The 16,205-nt window shown below is 70.9% G+C and carries 13 protein-coding genes; 9 read left to right on the top strand and 4 right to left on the bottom strand.

The window, feature by feature from the left end; genetic code table 11:
- Positions 1 to 77: 77 nt before the first annotated feature.
- Positions 78 to 542, top strand: a complete 465-nt coding sequence (locus ACGFIO_RS23200; protein ID WP_392828477.1) for a nitroreductase family deazaflavin-dependent oxidoreductase — start codon at positions 78 to 80, stop codon at positions 540 to 542.
- A gap of 12 nt (positions 543 to 554) precedes the next feature.
- Here the strand turns inward: ACGFIO_RS23200 and ACGFIO_RS23195 are convergent, their stop codons facing one another.
- Both ACGFIO_RS23195 and ACGFIO_RS23190 read right to left on the bottom strand, forming a co-directional pair.
- A complete protein-coding gene (locus ACGFIO_RS23195; RefSeq protein ID WP_392828476.1) occupies positions 555 to 1,577 on the bottom strand; it encodes a LacI family DNA-binding transcriptional regulator in 1,023 nt (340 codons plus the stop codon).
- A 2-nt stretch (positions 1,578 to 1,579) separates the two neighbouring features.
- Positions 1,580 to 3,931, bottom strand: coding sequence for a glycoside hydrolase family 3 N-terminal domain-containing protein (locus ACGFIO_RS23190; RefSeq protein ID WP_392828474.1), 2,352 nt, complete (start codon positions 3,929 to 3,931; stop codon positions 1,580 to 1,582).
- 212 nt (positions 3,932 to 4,143) lie between these two features.
- Between ACGFIO_RS23190 and ACGFIO_RS23185 the strand changes: the two genes are divergently transcribed.
- From ACGFIO_RS23185 to ACGFIO_RS23170, 4 genes are read left to right on the top strand one after another with little or no spacing between them, the layout of a single operon-like run.
- Positions 4,144 to 5,547 (top strand): extracellular solute-binding protein, encoded by a 1,404-nt coding sequence (locus ACGFIO_RS23185; RefSeq protein ID WP_392828472.1) that lies wholly within the window; start codon positions 4,144 to 4,146, stop codon positions 5,545 to 5,547.
- The gene (locus tag ACGFIO_RS23180) at positions 5,544 to 6,461 is read left to right on the top strand and encodes a carbohydrate ABC transporter permease (protein WP_392828470.1); all 918 of its coding nucleotides are present in this window, start codon (positions 5,544 to 5,546) and stop codon (positions 6,459 to 6,461) included. The genes ACGFIO_RS23185 and ACGFIO_RS23180 overlap by 4 nt, the downstream gene beginning before the upstream one ends.
- A gap of 1 nt (position 6,462) precedes the next feature.
- Positions 6,463 to 7,374 (top strand): carbohydrate ABC transporter permease, encoded by a 912-nt coding sequence (locus ACGFIO_RS23175; protein ID WP_392828468.1) that lies wholly within the window; start codon positions 6,463 to 6,465, stop codon positions 7,372 to 7,374.
- A 38-nt stretch (positions 7,375 to 7,412) separates the two neighbouring features.
- Positions 7,413 to 8,840: a hypothetical protein gene (locus ACGFIO_RS23170; protein ID WP_392828467.1), complete on the top strand. Its 1,428-nt coding sequence runs from the start codon at positions 7,413 to 7,415 to the stop codon at positions 8,838 to 8,840.
- 365 nt (positions 8,841 to 9,205) lie between these two features.
- Here ACGFIO_RS23170 and ACGFIO_RS23165 read toward each other — a convergent pair whose 3' ends face one another.
- Positions 9,206 to 9,844, bottom strand: coding sequence for a VanZ family protein (locus ACGFIO_RS23165; protein ID WP_392828465.1), 639 nt, complete (start codon positions 9,842 to 9,844; stop codon positions 9,206 to 9,208).
- 37 nt (positions 9,845 to 9,881) lie between these two features.
- Here ACGFIO_RS23165 and ACGFIO_RS23160 point away from each other — a divergent pair, with 37 nt between their 5' ends.
- The 3 genes from ACGFIO_RS23160 to ACGFIO_RS23150 all read left to right on the top strand — a co-directional run bounded on the left by ACGFIO_RS23160 (position 9,882) and on the right by ACGFIO_RS23150 (position 12,126).
- The gene (locus ACGFIO_RS23160; RefSeq protein WP_392828463.1) at positions 9,882 to 11,090 is read left to right on the top strand and encodes a peptidase; all 1,209 of its coding nucleotides are present in this window, start codon (positions 9,882 to 9,884) and stop codon (positions 11,088 to 11,090) included.
- Between the two features lie 143 nt (positions 11,091 to 11,233).
- On the top strand, positions 11,234 to 11,527 hold the full coding sequence (locus ACGFIO_RS23155; RefSeq protein ID WP_392828462.1) for a hypothetical protein: 294 nt from the start codon (positions 11,234 to 11,236) through the stop codon (positions 11,525 to 11,527).
- A gap of 59 nt (positions 11,528 to 11,586) precedes the next feature.
- Positions 11,587 to 12,126 carry a snapalysin family zinc-dependent metalloprotease gene (locus ACGFIO_RS23150; protein WP_392828460.1) on the top strand — a complete coding sequence of 180 codons (540 nt, stop codon included), beginning with the start codon at positions 11,587 to 11,589 and terminating at the stop codon, positions 12,124 to 12,126.
- Here ACGFIO_RS23150 and ACGFIO_RS23145 read toward each other — a convergent pair.
- Positions 12,066 to 13,910, bottom strand: coding sequence for a GTP-binding protein (locus tag ACGFIO_RS23145; RefSeq protein WP_392828458.1), 1,845 nt, complete (start codon positions 13,908 to 13,910; stop codon positions 12,066 to 12,068). The genes ACGFIO_RS23150 and ACGFIO_RS23145 overlap by 61 nt on opposite strands.
- A 173-nt stretch (positions 13,911 to 14,083) precedes the next feature.
- Here ACGFIO_RS23145 and ligA point away from each other — a divergent pair, with 173 nt between their 5' ends.
- Positions 14,084 to 16,075 carry an NAD-dependent DNA ligase LigA gene (ligA, locus tag ACGFIO_RS23140; RefSeq protein WP_392828457.1) on the top strand — a complete coding sequence of 664 codons (1,992 nt, stop codon included), beginning with the start codon at positions 14,084 to 14,086 and terminating at the stop codon, positions 16,073 to 16,075.
- Positions 16,076 to 16,205: the final 130 nt, after the last annotated feature.

Here is a 16,205-nt window from a genome sequence, read left to right as displayed (position 1 = left end):
GCCCGAGGGATTGGGTTGCGCGACCCTGACCGCGTGCGATAGGAATGGGTTACTCAACCCAGAAAATGGAGTGGCCCATGCCTTTGACCGGCGAGTACGCGCCCAGCACCTTCGAGTTCGCGCGCGAGCAGGCCGAACTGATCGAGGCCAGCGGCGGAACCCGCGGCGTGGAGTTGCACGGCCGGCCGGTGGTCGTGCTGACCAGCGTGGGAGCCAAGTCGGGGGCGCTGCGCAAGAGCGTGCTGATGCGCGTCGAGCACGACGGCGAGTACGCGGTGGTGGGCTCGGCCGGCGGCCGCCCCCAGCACCCGCTGTGGGTGCACAACGTACGCAAGAACCCGCACGTCGAGCTGCAGGACGGCCCGGCCCGGCACGACTACCGGGCCCGCGAGCTGACCGGCCCGGAACGGGACCTGTGGTGGACCCGCTGCGTCGAAGCCCTTCCGACCTACGCCGACTACCAGACCCGGACCACCCGGGTGATCCCGGTCTTCCTGCTGACCCGGCTCGACGGGGCGGCCGCGGACGGCCACCCCGCCTGACCTGGCGCCGCCTCAGCCCCGCAGCGGTGCGGTCGAACGGCGGACGACCAGCTCGGTCGCCAGCTCGATGTGGAACGAGTCGGGCGACTCGTCGGCGGCCAGGCGCAACGCGGTCCGGGCGGCGACCCGGCCCATCTCGCGCAGCGGCTGGCGGATCGTGGTCATCGGCGGCGACGAGAACCGGGCCACCTGGGTGTCGTCGAAGCCGACCACGCTGAGATCCTCCGGCACCCGGCGGCCCAGCCCGCGGGCCGCCTCGATCACCCCGGACGCCGACTCGTCGCTGGCCGCGAAGATCGCGGTCGGTGGCTCGGGCAGCGTGAGCAACGCCGACCCGGCCACCAGGCCGTGCTCGTGGGTGAACGTGCCGGGCTTGACGTAGGACGGCGGCGGGGGACAGCCCGCGGCCTCCAGCGCCGCGCGCAGCCCGTGCAGCCGGGCCTGGTTGTGGGCGGCGCGGGGCGGGCCGCCCACGTACGCGATCCGCCGATGCCCCAGCCCGAGCAGATGGTGCGCCGCCGCCATGCCCCCGGCGAAGTTGGTCGCCCCGACGCTGGCCACCTCCGGCCGCGGCACCGTGCCCGGGTCGGCCGCCACCAGTGGCAGTTCGGCCCGGACGAGGGCCTGGTAGTACTCGTCGGTCAGGTCGGCGACGACGGCGATGACCGCCTCCCGCCCGGCCGCGACCAGGTCGCGGGCCCACAGCCCGGGCGGGATCGAGGCGTCCGGGAAGACGCCGGCCACCACCGGCACCCCGATGTCCCGTACCCCGTTCAGGATCTCTATCGAGTACGCGGTCAGCGGGTCGGGCAGCAGCAGTTCCAGGCGTGCGGTGGCGGGACTGCGGCGGACCGGGGCTCGTTTCCGTCCCCGGTACTCGTGCTGCCGCAACAGCCGTTCGACCCGTTCGCGGGTGGCCGCGCCGACGTCGGCCCGGCCGTTGAGGACCCGGGAGACAGTGGCCACGGACACCCCGGCCGACTCGGCGACCATGGCCAGCGTGGTGCTCCTGCGTTGCTGAGTGGGTGCGGCCATGCCTACTCGCCCACCTCGACCGGCGTGTCCAGCCGCCGGTCGTGGCCGACCGTGCGGACGGCGCCGGTGAGCCGGACCGTGCCCCGGCAGGGCAGGTTCCCGGCCGAGGTGCCGGCCAGCACGTCGATGTCGCCGGGCTCGACGATCCGGCGCAGGTCGCGCCCGGTGAACGCGGTCCGGTCGGCGTGCACCCGGAACGTCACCTCCCGGCTCTGCCCGGGGGCCAGCGCCACCCGCGCGAAGCCGATCAGCTGGCGTACCGGCCGGGCCACCGAGGCCACCGGATCCCGCAGGTAGAGCTGGACCACCTCGTGCCCGGCCCGGTCGCCGGTGTTGGTCACGGTGACCGTCGCGGCGAACTCGCCGTCGGTCGGCACGTCCTTGTCCGAGAGGCGGAGGTCGTCGACCGCGAAGGTGGTGTACGAGAGGCCATGCCCGAACGGGAACAGCGGCACCGCGCTCAGACTGGTCGTACCGTGGTCCTCCACGCCCAGCGGCGGCTGCAGGTACGTGCCCGGCTGCCCGCCGGCGTGCCGGGGGATCTGCACGGGCAACTTGCCGCTCGGCTGCACCCGGCCGCTGAGCACGCCGGCCAGCGCCGCCCCGCCCTCCTCGCCGGGCATGAACGCCTGCACCAGCCCGGCCGCGCGCCCCTGCACGTGGCCCAGCGCGTACGGCCGCCCGGACACCACCACCACGATCACCGGTGTACCGGTCTCCAGCAGCGCGTCCAGCAGCTCCTCCTGCACGCCGGGCAGCCGCAGGTCGGGGGCGTCGCAGCCCTCGCCCGAGGTGCCGTGGCCGAACAGGCCGGCCAGGTCGCCGACGAACGCCACGCACACGTCGGCGTCGCGGGCGCTGGCCACGGCCTCGGCGAAGCCGCCGCGGTCGTCCCCGCTGACCGGGCAGCCGAGCGCGTAGCTGACCTCGGCCTGGGGCAGCTCCTTGCGTACGGCGTCGAGCGCGGTGGGCACGTCGACGCCGAGCCCGTGACCGGGGTGGCGGGGCAGGACGTGGTTGGGGAACGCGTAGCAGCCCATGAACGTACGCGGATCGGCCGCGGCCGGACCGACCACCGCGATCCGCCCGGTGTCCGCCAGCGGCAGGTGGGTGCCCTGCTCCAGCAGCACGACCGACTTCTCGGCGAGCTCGCGGGCCAGGTCCCGGTTGGCCGGCGCGTCCAGGTCGACCTCGGCCGCCCGGGCCACGGAACGTTCCGGGGTCCAGTCGGCGTCGAGCAGCCCGAGCTCGGCCTTCTGGGTGAGCAGGCGGTGCGCGGCCCGGTCGATCAGCGCCTCGGGCACCTCGCCCCGGCGGACCCGCTCGATCAGGTCGGTGCCGTAACCGAGCGTGTCCGGAAGTTCCACGTCGATGCCGGCCTCCAGGGCCAGCGCCCCGGCGTCGCCGAAGTCCTCGGCGACCTGGTGGGCCATCGCCAGGAAGGGCACCGACCAGTAGTCCGAGACGACCGTGCCGGTGAAGCCCCATTCGCCCCGCAGCAGGTCGGTGAGCAGCCACGGGTCGCCGCTGGTGGGTACGTTGTCGATGTCGTTGTACGCGGCCATGACCGACCGCGCGCCGGCCTTGATCGCCGCCTCGAAGGTGGGCAGGATGACGTCCATCAGCTCGCGCCGGCCCATCGAGACCGGGCCGTGGTTGCGAGCACCTCGCGACGCGGAGTAACCGGCGAAGTGTTTGAGTGTGGCGATCACCCCGGCGCTCTGCAGGCCGCGCACGTACGCCGACCCGACCGTCGCCACCAGGTGGGGGTCCTCGCCGATGGTCTCCTCGACCCGTCCCCAGCGATAGTCCCGCACAACGTCCAGCACCGGAGACAATCCCTGGTGTACGCCCACCGCGGCCATGTCGCGCCCGATCGCCGCGGCCATCCGCTCGACCAGTTCGGGGTCGAACGTGGCGCCCCACGCGATCGCCGCCGGGTAGACCGTGGCGCCGAATGTGGTGAAACCAGTCAGGCACTCCTCGTGGACCATGGCCGGTACGCCCAGCCGCGACCGCTCCAGCACGACGTGGTGCTGGCGGATGGTCTCGGCCGCGCCCTCGGCGGCGGTCAGCGGCTTGCTCCCGTACACCCGGGTGAGGTGACCGAGGCCGTGCCGGGCCGCGTCGCCCAGCGGGACTCGCCCGGAGGCCTCGAAGTCCTCCCGCATCGGCGCGACGTTCGGTGCGGCTTCCGGGTCGTCGTCTCCGCTCAGGCCGCCCATGTCGTTGCCGATCCAGCGGGAGCCGAGTTGTGCCACCTTCTCCTCGAGCGTCATCGCGGCCAGCAGGGCATCGGCTCGCGCCGGTGGGGACAGCGAAGCGTCCTGCCAACCTCGGGTGGGGTCGAGCACGGTGTTTCTCCTTCGTGTACGCGGCGTTGGGGGCGCGCCGGCGCACCGAAAGTTTCGGAAACGTTCCGGCAAGCGACGCCGTACGTGTCACTGTCGCGCGTTAATAACCACTCCAGCAAGACCCTTGACAGCGGGAATTCGAAATCCTACGTTAACGAAATCTCACGTTAACTTACGCTCGCCGATCGAAAGTTGCAGAGCAAAATCAGCGGGTGAACGACCTTCTCGATGACCGGCCCGTCGCGTCCCTCGCGCGGCAGTGGAGTACGGAGATCACAGTGGAACTCAGCAATTTGTCACGCCGGAGCTTCCTCAGCCTGACCGCGGGCACCTCGGCCGCCGCAGCCCTCGCGGCCTGCGGCAGTTCGGGTCCCGGCACGGGCGGTGGTGGCGGCACAAGCAAGGACGCCGCGACCTTCTGGTTCCTCACGGGGCAACCGCAGGAGGGCATCCGGGCAAACGCGGTGGCCGAGTTCAACAAGGCCAACCCCGACAATAAGATCGTCGAGCAGCGCTTCCAGAACGACGCGTTCAAGACGAAGATCAAGGCGGCCATCGGCGCCGGCCAGGGCCCGACGCTGATCTGGGGCTGGGGCGGCGGCGGCCTGAAGAGCTACGTCGAGGCCGGCCAGGTCGAGGACCTGACCGACTGGATGAGCCAGAACCAGGCGATCAAGGACAAGCTCTTCCCGTCCTCGTTCCCGGCGGCCACGGTCAACGGCAAGCTCTACGCGCTGCCGATCGAGACCGTCCAGCCGATCATCCTGTACTGGAACAAGAAGGTCTTCGACTCGGCCGGTGTGCAGCCCCCGAAGTCGTGGGGCGACATCATGAACCTGGTCGGCGTGTTCAACTCGAAGGGAATCGCGCCGTTCTCGCTCGGCGGGCAGTCCCGCTGGACGAACATGATGTGGCTGGAGTTCCTCTACGACCGGATCGGTGGCCCCGAGGTGTTCGAGGCGATCTACAACGGTGAGAAGGACGCCTGGAACCACCCGGCGTCGATCGAGGCGCTGACCAAGGTCCAGGACCTGGTCAAGGCCAAGGGCTTCATCAAGGGCTTCTCGTCGATCACCGCCGACTCGAACGCCGACCAGGCGCTGCTGTACAAGGGCCGGGCCGCGATGATGCTGCACGGCGGCTGGACCTACGGCGGCATGAAGAAGGACGGCGGCGACTTCGTCAAGAAGGGCGAACTCGGCTGGATGAACTTCCCGCCGGTGGAGAACGGTAAGGGCGACCCGAGCGACACCGTCGGCAACCCCGGCCAGTACCTCTCGATCTCCTCCAAGGCCTCCGCCGCGCAGAAGGAGACGGCCAAGAAGTTCCTGGCCAGCGGCAAGTTCACCGACGGCGAGATCAAGGGCTGGATCGACTCGGGCGCGGTGCCGATCGTCAAGGGCACCGAGAGCCTGATTTCCGCGTCGCCGGACAAGGAGTTCCTCAGCTTCGTCTACGACACCTCCAGCAAGGCCAAGTTCTTCGGCCAGTCCTGGGACCAGGCGCTCAGCCCCCAGGCGGCCGAGGTGCTGCTGACCAACATCTCCAAGCTGTTCCAGCTGTCCGTCACGCCGCAGCAGTTCGCCACCAACATGAACGCGGTGCTCGGCAAGTGACTGTCGCTCCGTCCACCATCCGGACGCCCGCCGCCGTCGGCGGCGGGCGTACCGGCGCTGTCTCCTGGATGGTCCTGCCCGCGCTGGTCACGTTCCTCACCTTCGGCGTGGTGCCGCTGGTCGGCGTGCTGGCTCTCAGCTTCACCACGTGGGACCAGCTCGGCGCGATCACCCCGTCCGGCCTGACCAGCTGGCGCGCGGTGCTCGGCGACCCCGGCCTGGTACACGCGCTGTGGGTCACCTTCGAGATCATGGCGCTGTCGTGGCTGTTCCAGACGCCGATGAGCATCCTGCTGGGCACGTTCCTGGCCGGCCGGCAGCGCTACCGCGGTGTGCTGGCCGTCCTGTTCTTCGTACCGCTGCTGCTCAGCTCGGCCGCGCTGGCCATCACCTTCAAGGCGCTGCTCGACCCGAACTTCGGTCTGGGCGCCGGTCTGGGCGTCGACTTCCTGGTCCAGGACTGGCTGGGCGAGGGCAACCTGGCCCTCGGCGTGGTCGTCTTCGTGGTGTCCTGGCAGTTCATCCCGTTCCACTCGCTGATCTACCAGGGCGGCGTCCGGCAGATCCCGGTCACCCTGTACGAGGCGGCGCAGATCGACGGGGCGGGCCGGATCCGGCAGTTCTTCAACATCACGCTGCCGCAGCTCAAGTACACGATCATCACGTCGTCGACGCTGATGGTGGTCGGCTCCCTGACCTTCTTCGACCTGATCTTCGTACTGACCGCGGGTGGTCCCGGTGACGCCACCCGGGTGCTGGCGGTGAACATGTACGCGACCGGCTTCCAGGCCAACCTGATGGGCCCGGCCAGTGCCATCGCGGTGATCCTGGTCCTCGTCGGCCTCGGCCTGGCGCTGCTGCTGCGCCGGCTCGGTGGCCGCGACGCCAGTGCCAGCCAGCTGGAAGGAGTCTGACGTGGCGACAGCGGTTTCCACCCCGCCCGGCCAGGTGCGATCCGGCGGCGCGAGCGAGACCCCACCGGCCCGCCGGCGCGGCCTGCGCGGCCTGCGGGGGATCAACTGGCTGGGCGGCTCGATGTCCTGGGTCTGGCTGCTGGTCGTGATGATCCCGATCTACTGGATCGTCATCACCAGCTTCAAGTCGTCGGACAACTACTTCGACGCCAACCCGTTCATGCCGCCGACCGCGCCGACGCTGGACAACTACAAGCTCGTCGTCGAGTCGGACTTCATCCGGTACTTCGGCAACAGCGTCGCGGTGGCGGTCGGCACGGTGCTGCCGGCGTTGCTGTTCTCGTTCATGGCCGCGTACGCGATCATCCGCGGCCAGGCCAACAGCCGATTCCTGCGTCTGTCCAACGGCATGTTCCTGATGGGCCTGGCCATCCCGCTGCAGGCGGTGATCATCCCGGTCTATCTGATCATCATCAAGCTGCAGATGTACGACACCCTGGGCGCGATCATCCTGCCCTCGATCGGCTTCGCGATCCCGCTGTCGGTGCTGGTCCTGGCCAACTTCATCCGCGACGTACCGAAGGAACTCTTCGAGTCGATGCGGATGGACGGCGCGACCGAGTGGGGCACGCTGTGGCACCTGGCGTTCCCGCTGACCCGCCCCGCGCTGGTCACGGTGGCGATCTACCAGGGCCTGCAGTCGTGGAACAACTTCCTGCTGCCGCTGGTCCTGACCACCGCCCCCGAGCAGCGCACACTGCCGCTGGCACTGTGGACCTTCCAGGGTCAGTACGGCGTCAACGTGCCCGCGGTGCTGGCGTCGGTCGTGCTGACCACGCTGCCGATCCTGATCCTGTACGCCGTGGGCCGTCGCCAGTTGCTCAGCGGCCTGACCGCCGGATTCGGCAAGTAGGACTCGACTGATACTCAGATAATCTTTATATTCGTCCCGTGGATCACGGGACGCGACGGTACCGCCGTTACCGCCGGCTGGTCCGGGCCTACCCGCCCGGGCCCCGGCGGGACGAGCTGCTCGAGACCATGGTCGAGGCGGCCGCGGCCGCCGACCGGCCCGGTCCCACCGCGGGTGAGTGGCTGAACGTCCTCGGGTACGCCCTGCGCACCCGCCTGCGCCGCCCGCGAACCGTCGGCGTGCTGATCTTCGCGGTGCTGGTGATGGCCGCCGGCGCCTACCTCGGTGCGGCCGTCGGCAACCGGATCGGCCTCGGCCGGACTGCCGCGCCACCGACCGGGGAAGCCGCCGGCGAACTGACCGCGACCGTGTTCCCCGGGCTCGACGTGTGGGGCGGCAAGCCCGCCGACGTGATCGCACGCCAGCCCGACGGCGAGGGCATCGAGTACGGGTGGACCGACTTCTGGGTCCGGCACACCGACGCCACCCGGGACGTCGCGACCTACACCGCCGGCGCCCGCGACCGGCTGGCCGCCGCCGGCTGGGACGTGCACGACGCGCAGGAGGACGGCGAGTTCTGGGCCGGCCGCGGCGGCCTGGTGCTGCGCTTCGAAGACTTCGTCTACACCGACGCCCCGTACTACGACTCGGACGGCGGGGCGCACTTCGCCGTACGCCGCGACCAGACCCCGCCGCCGATCTTCGACGTCGCCGGGGCAGTCCTCGGGGCGCTCGCCGCACTGCTGCTCACCGTCTACGTCAGCCGTCGCATCGGACGGTCCGGCGAGGCGAGCGCGCTGCTCGGCACGGTCACCGGGATCATCCTCATGCTGCTCGTGCCCGGCATGCTGTTCAGTCAGCCGACCGATCCACCGGGCCGCGAGCCGTGGTGGAACGGCTTCGAGTCCGAACTGGGCGCCGGGCCGACCTGGTTCGCGGGTTTCATGGCGTCGCTCGTACTCGTCGTCGCGTTCTTCCACAAAGGCGGACGGGCCCGGCGGGCGATCGCCTTCCTGCTGCGCAACCCGAAACCGACCGGGGTCGCGCTACTCGTGCTGGTCGCCGGCCTCGCCGCGTACGGGGCGCTGTGGATGTTGGACGCGACCGACCCGCCGTGCCACCCGGCGGCCGGTGTGCCCGTGGCGGCGCCCGAGAATGAGGTCCGCGACAGCGACCGGGTGCACGTCTACGTCGACCCGGCTGCCACCGCCGACCAGCGCAACCTGATCGTCGCGGCGATGCGGCGCAGCTGGGCGCTGGGGGAAGAGGGTGAACTGATCTGGCGGCCCGACTCCCGCGAGTTCCGCGACCAGTATTGCGGCGGCGGCAAGGTGCCGGCCGAGGCGGTGGCCGGCCTGCCGTACTTCTTCTCGGTCAAACTCGACTACGCCCGCGATTTCCCCGCGTTCCTTGAAGAGGTCCAGAACCAGGCTGGTGTCCTCTCCATCCAGCGGGTCCCATCCTGAACCCGCCTGCCCGCCTGCCCGCCTGCCCGCCTGCCCGCCTGCCCGCCTGCCCGCCTGCCCGCCTGCCCGCCTGCCCGCCTGCCCGCCTGCCCGCCGTGCCCGCCGTGCCCGCCGTGCCCGCCTGGCCGCCGTGCCTGCCTGCCTGCCTGCCGTGCCTGCCTGCCCGCTCCCGTTGCGCTCTGCTGTACGAAACTGTTTCGTTTCGCAGGCCGCCGGTGGTGTCGCTGACGCGGTCTTGCTGCGCTCTGCTGTACGAAACTGTTTCGTTTCACGCAGAGCCGCAGAGCCGCAGAGCCGCAGAGCCGCAGAGCCGCAGAGCCGCAGAGCCGCAGAGCCGCAGAGCCGCACGTGCCGTCTGCCCGCCCTCACTGCTCTCTGCTGAACGAAACAGTTTCGTTCAGCAGAGGGCTGCCCCTTCGCCACCAGCGGCGTGACGCGAGCGCGGCCAGTCCCGCACCGGCCGCGTTGAGCAGCACGTCGTCGATCGAGGACACCCGGTTCAGCCGCAGCACGAACTGCGCCACCTCGACCACGATCGAGCACCCGGCCGCCAGGAGCAAAATCCGCCCCACCGAGGCCAGCCCCGCGTACCGGATGGGTCCGAAGAACCCCAGCGCCGCAAATACCAGCAGGTTGCCGACGACCTGAACCACCACCCCCGTTGCCGGCCCGGCGGCGGCCACCTCCAGCAGGTCCCGCAGCGGCAGCAGGTTCACGCCGTCGCGCGACCCCGGCAGCATGATCATCCACACCCACGGCGCCGTCCCGTAGATCATGCCGACTTCGGCCACCGACATCCGCCAGGCCGGCCTGAGTGCCAGCCCGCCGGCCCGGCGCCGTCGCGCCGAGAGCCAGGCGGCCAGCCCGGCGACCGGCAGCCCGAGCGCCGCGATGGCCACGATGTCGCTGATCCCGAGCACGTCGAAATCTAACCAGGGCTGGCGCGGACGCCGCTGGACGGTTACTTTCCATTTACATCCATCGATGGATGTTCCCCGATTCATCCCTCTCCCCCCAGGAGGCTGATCGAAGATGACATCGATGTCACCGCACCGTCGATGGCTGGCCGCCGCCGCGACCGCCGCGACCGTCACCGCACTGGGCACCGCGTCCCCCGCCGCGGCCGCCCCTTCCGTCCCCGCCGGCTCGGCTACCGTCTCCACCGGTTCTGCCGCTGTCCCCGCCGGTTCCGCCGTCGTCACCGACGCCGCGGCGCTGCTGGCCCCGGCCGATCTGCGGCGCATGGAGCAGCAACGTCCCCTGGTCGCGGCCGCGTCGGTCGTGCGCTGGGAGCTGGAACGACACGCCTACCCGGGTTACGCCGGGATCGTTCTCGAGGAATCCTCCGTCGCCCTGTGGTGGAAGGGCGAGGTGCCGGCGTCGATGCGCCGGGTCGTGGCTCAGGCCTCCCGGACGGCGAAGGTCCAGGTCCGTCCGGCCGACTACTCCGTGACCGAGCTGCGCGCCGCCGCCGGCCGGTTGCGAGCGGCCTGGCCCGGCGGCGATGACGCGATCGAGGCGATCAAGTTTAGGCCGGACGGCAGTGGCCTGGTCGTGTCCGTGCCCACGTCGGCCCGGCCGCAGGCGGCGCCGGCTGTCGGCGTACCGGTCGACATCTCCGCCGAGGCGGCGCTCCGGCCGGTCAGCCGGGACGACGATTGGGCTCCCTGGAAGGGCGGCGCCACGATCGTCAACCCCGACCAGGGCACGGCCTGCACTTCCGGCTTCGGCGTACGCAACGGCTCGGCCAGCTACATCCTCACCGCGGCCCACTGCGGCCAGTCCGGGCAGCGTTTCACCGACGCCCGCGGCGAGTCCATCGGCACGATCGGCCCTCGCAACCAGGACCACGACGTCGAACTGGTGCCCACCTCCAGCGTCGATGGCTACGTCTACATCGGTACGCCCACCGACGGCGCCGCCGCGCTGGTCCAGGGCTGGGACTGGACCTTTGTCGGCGAGTACCTGTGCCAGTCCGGCGTGAGCAGTTCACGCGATCTCGGCCGCCCGGTCTGCAACCTGAAGGTTCTGTTCTTCTATTCTGACCGCGAGGACCTGGTCGAGGCCGAGCAGACCGAAGGCCAGCCGGCGGCCCGCCCCGGTGACAGCGGCGGCCCGATCTATTCGGTCGCCTCCAACGGCAAGATCGTCGCCAAGGGCACCACCACCCGCACGGCCGGCGCCCGCCTGGGCTTCCAGGACTACGGCACCGCCTGGCGCGACTTCGGCGTCGTCCCCGCCACCCGCTAGCGATCGATCACCCTCCGGCGGACCGGGCTTCTTCCCGGTCCGCCGGAGGCCATCGGTGGCCGGCCCTAGGGTGAAGGGATGCTCGAAGCAGGCAGCCGGCAGCAGGCAGCCGGCAGCGGAGTCAGCCGCCGCCACCGCACATCGTGTTCGCGGCTCTGGCCGGGCCCGACCGTCCGTGGCTGCGGCTCCTCGCCGACGAGCAACCGCCGGACGTGGCCGAGAGTGCGGCGCCCGGCCTGATCGTCTGGTCGTCGCCGTGGAGCCGGCGGCCCGACGCCCGGATCCGGTTCGACCTGCGCGCCGACGGGCCCGACACGCGGCTGCGATGGACGCTGCTGGTCGACGAGCCGATGCCCGGCCAGTCACTGCTCGGGCATCTGCGCAAGCGGCTCAACGAAATGATCAACGCCGACCTCAGGTACAGCTTCGGGCAATAACGGGGGAAACCATTGCCTAGGCTCCCATGGCCCTCCACTCTGTACAGATGTCGAAAGCTATGAATGTCTTGTCGGCGCTCGTGCTGGCGGCGGGCGGTCTGTTCGGGGTCAGTGCACCGGCGCAGGCCGCCGATCCGGTGCCGGCGCCGGAGGTCATCCCCATCGATCTGCTGCTCGCGGGGTCGTACACGGACTCGGCCCGGGAGGCGATCACGATCTGGAACGCCAGCGTTCCGTCGATTCAGTTCGTCGAGCAGGACACCGAGGCGGCGCTGCGGGTCAAGGCGTACAAGACGGCCAACGGCACCAGCTCGCACGTCTACATCAACGGCGCCGGGCGGGGCTGGGTCTATCTCGAGGTCGGTGACGCCGAGATCTACAAGCCGTCCCGGATCGTCGTGCACGAGCTGGGCCACATCCTGTCGCTGCCCGACCTCGGGCCGGACAGCCCCTGCTCCAAGGTGATGTCCGGGGCCTGGGGCGGCGCGGACTGCCTCAACGACCAGCCCGACGCCGAGGAGATCGCCGAGGTCACCGACTACTTCGCCGCCAACGACGTCGGCGACCCGGTCCCGTGGTGGGGCGGGTTCGCGCGGTAGGAGTCGAAGGCGCTCTCGAGCACACCCTCGCCGTGGGTCAGGCCAGGGAGCGCCTGCTCCAGCTCGCGTAGCCGCGCCGCGGGAATCCGGCCGCGGATCACGTACTCGTCGCCCTGAAGTGCTGTGGAATCCGGAGCCGCACCGAAACGCCCCAGCGCGCCCAGCATCGTGCCCAGAGCCGTGATCGGGCCGTCCAGCCGGAAGCGGTGGATCGGCTCGCAGACCACCGTGCCGGCCGACCGCAGCGCGTCCATCAGCACGAGCGGCACCAGCTTGCGGAAGTCGGCGGCGGTCGTGAGCGGCGCCAGGAAACCGGTGCGGGTGACGACCACCCGGATGTCGTGGACGGCCCAGCCGCGCGGGCCGGTGGCGAGCGTGGTGCGCACCGCGGCCTCCAGCGCCTCGCGGAAGAACGGCTCGGTCCTGAAGACGTGGATCGGCACCTGCTCGATCGGCACGTCCAGCGCGAACGCGAAGCCGTCGCCGGGGGAGATCTCGAGATCCACTGTCGCCCAGTACGGGTTTCCGTCCTGGCCCATCGTCGCCCCGGCCCGCCCGGTGCCGCACGGGCGTTCGATGTGGATGGTGCTCGTGTCGAGGAACCGCACCGCGATCCCGTACTGTTCGGCCAGGGTGGTCTCGATGACCTCCTTCTGCACCTCGCCGTAGAGCGACACGGACAGCTCGTCGCCGTCGCGCCGCAGGGCGATCAGCGGATCCTGGTCGGAGAGCTCGGCCAGCGCGGTGTGCAGCGCGTGCCGCTCGCCGGGGTCGCGGGGCACCACCACCGTCGACAGGGTCGGTGGCGCGAACAGCTGCCGGTCGGTGCCGGGCGGTGCCACGCCCACGGGGTCGCCGATGCGTACGTCTCGCAGCCCGTGCACCCGGCCGATCGCGCCCGCGGTCAGGGCCGGGCGGTCCAGGGCGGTCACGGTGCCGGTGGGCAGGCGGTCGCGGGCGCGCAGGGTGCCGGCGAACATCCGTACGTACGCCACCCGCGCGCCGGCCGGGTCGCGTTCCACCTTGAAGACCGTCCCGCTGACCGCGCCGCCGGGGTCGCCGGAGGCCGTCGGGAGCAGGTCGACGATGCCGTCGAGCAGGGCCTCCACCCCCGCGCCGGTGACCGCCGAACCGAAGAAGACCGGGTGCAGATCACCCGTGCGGGTGCGTTCGGCCAAAATCCTCCGGTACGGGAGGGAGCGCTCATCGCGTACGAAAGCGGCAAGCAGTTCGTCGTCGTCGGCGAGCTCGACCAGCCGGGCGTCGTCGAGGGCCGGCCGCGCCCCGGCGGACGGGGTCCCGAGGCGATCGGCCGTGCTCACCGCGATGATCCGGTCGCTCAGCTTGGCCGCGAGGTCGCGCAGCAGCCCGTCGGCCCGGGCGCCGGCGCGATCAATCTTGTTGACGAACACCAGCGTCGGCACGCGGGACCGGCGCAGCGTACGCATCAGAACCCGGGTCTGTGCCTGTACCCCCTCGACCGCCGACACCACCAGGACGGCGCCGTCGAGCACACGTACGGCCCGCTCCACCTCGGCGATGAAATCCGGGTGCCCGGGCGTGTCGATGAGGTTCACGGTCACGTCGCGTAACGGGAACGACGCCACCGCGGTCTTGATCGTGATGCCGCGCCGCCGCTCCAGCTCGAGCGAGTCGGTCTGCGTGCTGCCGGCATCAACGCTGCCCAGCGCGTCGATCACCCCGCCCGCGTAGAGCAGGCGCTCGGTCAGGCTGGTCTTACCCGCGTCGACGTGCGCGACGATGCCAAGGTTGAGAAAGCTCACGTGCGGTCAGGTCCTTCACAGCAGTGGTTTCCAGGGATCGGGGCGGGAAACCACGGCGCATGTCGTTCCTCCTCGGCTGGTCAGGACCTTTGACATGGGTACGCTAGCGCGTCCCGTCCGGCCCGGGCGACGCGTTTTCTCCAACTGTCGTACCGAGGCCCTAGGTTGACGGCATGACCGACGACGCCCTCACCGCATCCGAGTTCGCTGTCGCCGTCGAGCAGGCCCGGGCCGCCGCCAAGTCGTATTACGACAGCGGCGACGTGCTGATGACCGACGCCGACTACGACGCGCTGCTCGACCGCGTCGCCGCGGCCAAGCAGGCCCACCCGGAGTGGGACGACCAGGGCGTCACCACCCGGGTGGCGGCCGGCGCGTCCGCGGGCGGCGACGTGCGGCACCCGGTGCCGATGATGTCGCTGGGCAAGGTCACCGGCGCCGACGAGGTGCGCGCGTTCGTCGAGAGCCTCGACGGCGACCCGTGCCTGGTCGAGGTCAAACTCGACGGGCTGGCGATCCGGGTCGAATACCAGTCGGGCCGGCTCGTGCTGGCCGCGCTGCGGGGCGACGGCAGCACCGGCGAGAACGTCACCGCCCAGGTCCGCCGGGGCGTCACCGGGCTGCCCGCACGCCTCGGCACCGGCTGGACCGGCGAGGTGCGCGGCGAGATCTACATGACCGTCGGCGACTTCGAGGCGGCCAGTGCCAACCGGGTCGCCGCCGGCGGCAAGGCGTTCATCAACTCGCGCGGGGCGGTCGCAGGTTCGATCCGTAGCGCCGACCGCACCTACGAGACGCCGATGACCTTCGCGGCGTACGACATCTCCGGCGATTTCACCTCCCACCGCGACCGCATGGCCCGCGCCACCGAGCTGGGCTTCCCGGTGGCCGGGCGGCTCGCCACCGGCGAGGTCCAGGTCGCCACCGACGCGGCGGCCGCGCTCGCCGCCGTCGAGCGGATCGGCGAGCTGCGCCGCGGCCTCGATTTCCCGATCGACGGCGCGGTGCTCACCGCCGACCTGGAATCGACCCGGCGGCGGCTCGGCAGCGGCAGCCGCACCCCATACTGGGCGGCCGCGTTCAAATATCCCGCCGACACCGGCTCGACCGTGCTGCGCGACATCGAGGTGCGGGTCGGGCGGACCGGGCGGATCTCGCTGCGGGCCGTGCTCGACCCGGTCTTCGTCGACGGCACCACGATCACCTACGCGACCCTGCACAACCCCAAGTTCGTCGAGGAGCAGGGCCTGGCCATCGGTCAGACCGTCGCCGTCTGGCGGGCCGGCGACGTCATCCCGCGGGTGACCGCGCCCATCGGCGAGCAGCCGCACGGCCTCACCCCGTGGACGCCACCCGAGACGTGTCCGCAGTGCGGCGAGCCGTGGGACAAGTCCAGCCTCCTGTGGCGCTGCCACACCGCCTCGTGCAGCGCCACCAACGCACTCGAATACTGGTGCAGCCGCGACGCCATGGATGTCGAGGGTGCCGGCGAGGCACTCTGTGTCGCCCTGGTCAACGCCGGCCTCGCGACCGACGTCGCCGACCTGTATTCGCTCACCGCCGAGCAGTTGGCCGGCCTGCCCGTCGGCAACACCAAGGCCGGCGGGGTGGTGCTGCTCGGCCAGCTCAACGCGGCCAAGGTGATCGCGTCGCTCGAACACAGCAAGACCCAGCCGTTCAACCGGGTCATCACCGGCCTGGGCATCCGGATGACCGGCCGCAGCGTCGGCCGCTGGCTCGCCGCCCGCTTCAAGACCATGGCCGCCCTGCGCGCGGCCACGGTCGAGGAGATCGCCGAGATCGACAAGATGGGCCTGATCAAGGCACAGCACGTGATCGACGGCCTGGCCGCCATGTCCGGTGTCATCGACCGCCTGGCCGCCGCCGGCGTCACCATGAGCGTCCCCGAGACCGCGGGCGACAAGCCCCTCGACGGCAAGACGTATGTGGTCAGCGGCAGTGTCCCCGGCTACACCCGCACCACGGTGAGCGAGCGTATCGAACAACTGGGCGGCCGGGCCAGCGGCAGCGTCTCGGCCACGACCACAGCCCTGGTCACATCCGAGACGACCACGACCAAGGCGGTCAAGGCGGCCAAACTCGGCATCCCGATCATCGATCCGGCCGAGTTCGCCGGCATCCTCGCCGCGTCACCCAGCGACTGACGCTCGGCCCCGGGCCGTCCGCCGGGTACGCAAAATGGCTCGTCCACCACCAGAGGCTCGGACGACGCTCCACATCAGACGCGTCACGTGGACCGTTCAGCCGAGCGGGGTAACACTTCTACCTCCTTCA

The organism is Actinoplanes sp. NPDC049265 (assembly GCF_043197135.1).
GTDB lineage: Bacteria > Actinomycetota > Actinomycetes > Mycobacteriales > Micromonosporaceae > Actinoplanes.
Note: the sequence above shows the minus strand (reverse complement) of the source record. Positions and strands in the feature narration are given on the sequence as shown.

Excerpts from the sequence above, each read along its gene's own strand:
- ACGFIO_RS23200 (WP_392828477.1), top strand. The coding sequence starts at position 78 with ATGCCTTTGACCGGCGAGTACGCGCCCAGCACCTTCGAGTTCGCGCGC.
- ACGFIO_RS23195 (WP_392828476.1), bottom strand. The coding sequence starts at position 1,577 with ATGGCCGCACCCACTCAGCAACGCAGGAGCACCACGCTGGCCATGGTC.
- ACGFIO_RS23165 (WP_392828465.1), bottom strand. The coding sequence starts at position 9,844 with ATGAATCGGGGAACATCCATCGATGGATGTAAATGGAAAGTAACCGTC.
- ACGFIO_RS23160 (WP_392828463.1), top strand. The coding sequence starts at position 9,882 with ATGTCACCGCACCGTCGATGGCTGGCCGCCGCCGCGACCGCCGCGACC.
- ACGFIO_RS23150 (WP_392828460.1), top strand. The coding sequence starts at position 11,587 with ATGAATGTCTTGTCGGCGCTCGTGCTGGCGGCGGGCGGTCTGTTCGGG.
- ligA (WP_392828457.1), top strand. The coding sequence starts at position 14,084 with ATGACCGACGACGCCCTCACCGCATCCGAGTTCGCTGTCGCCGTCGAG.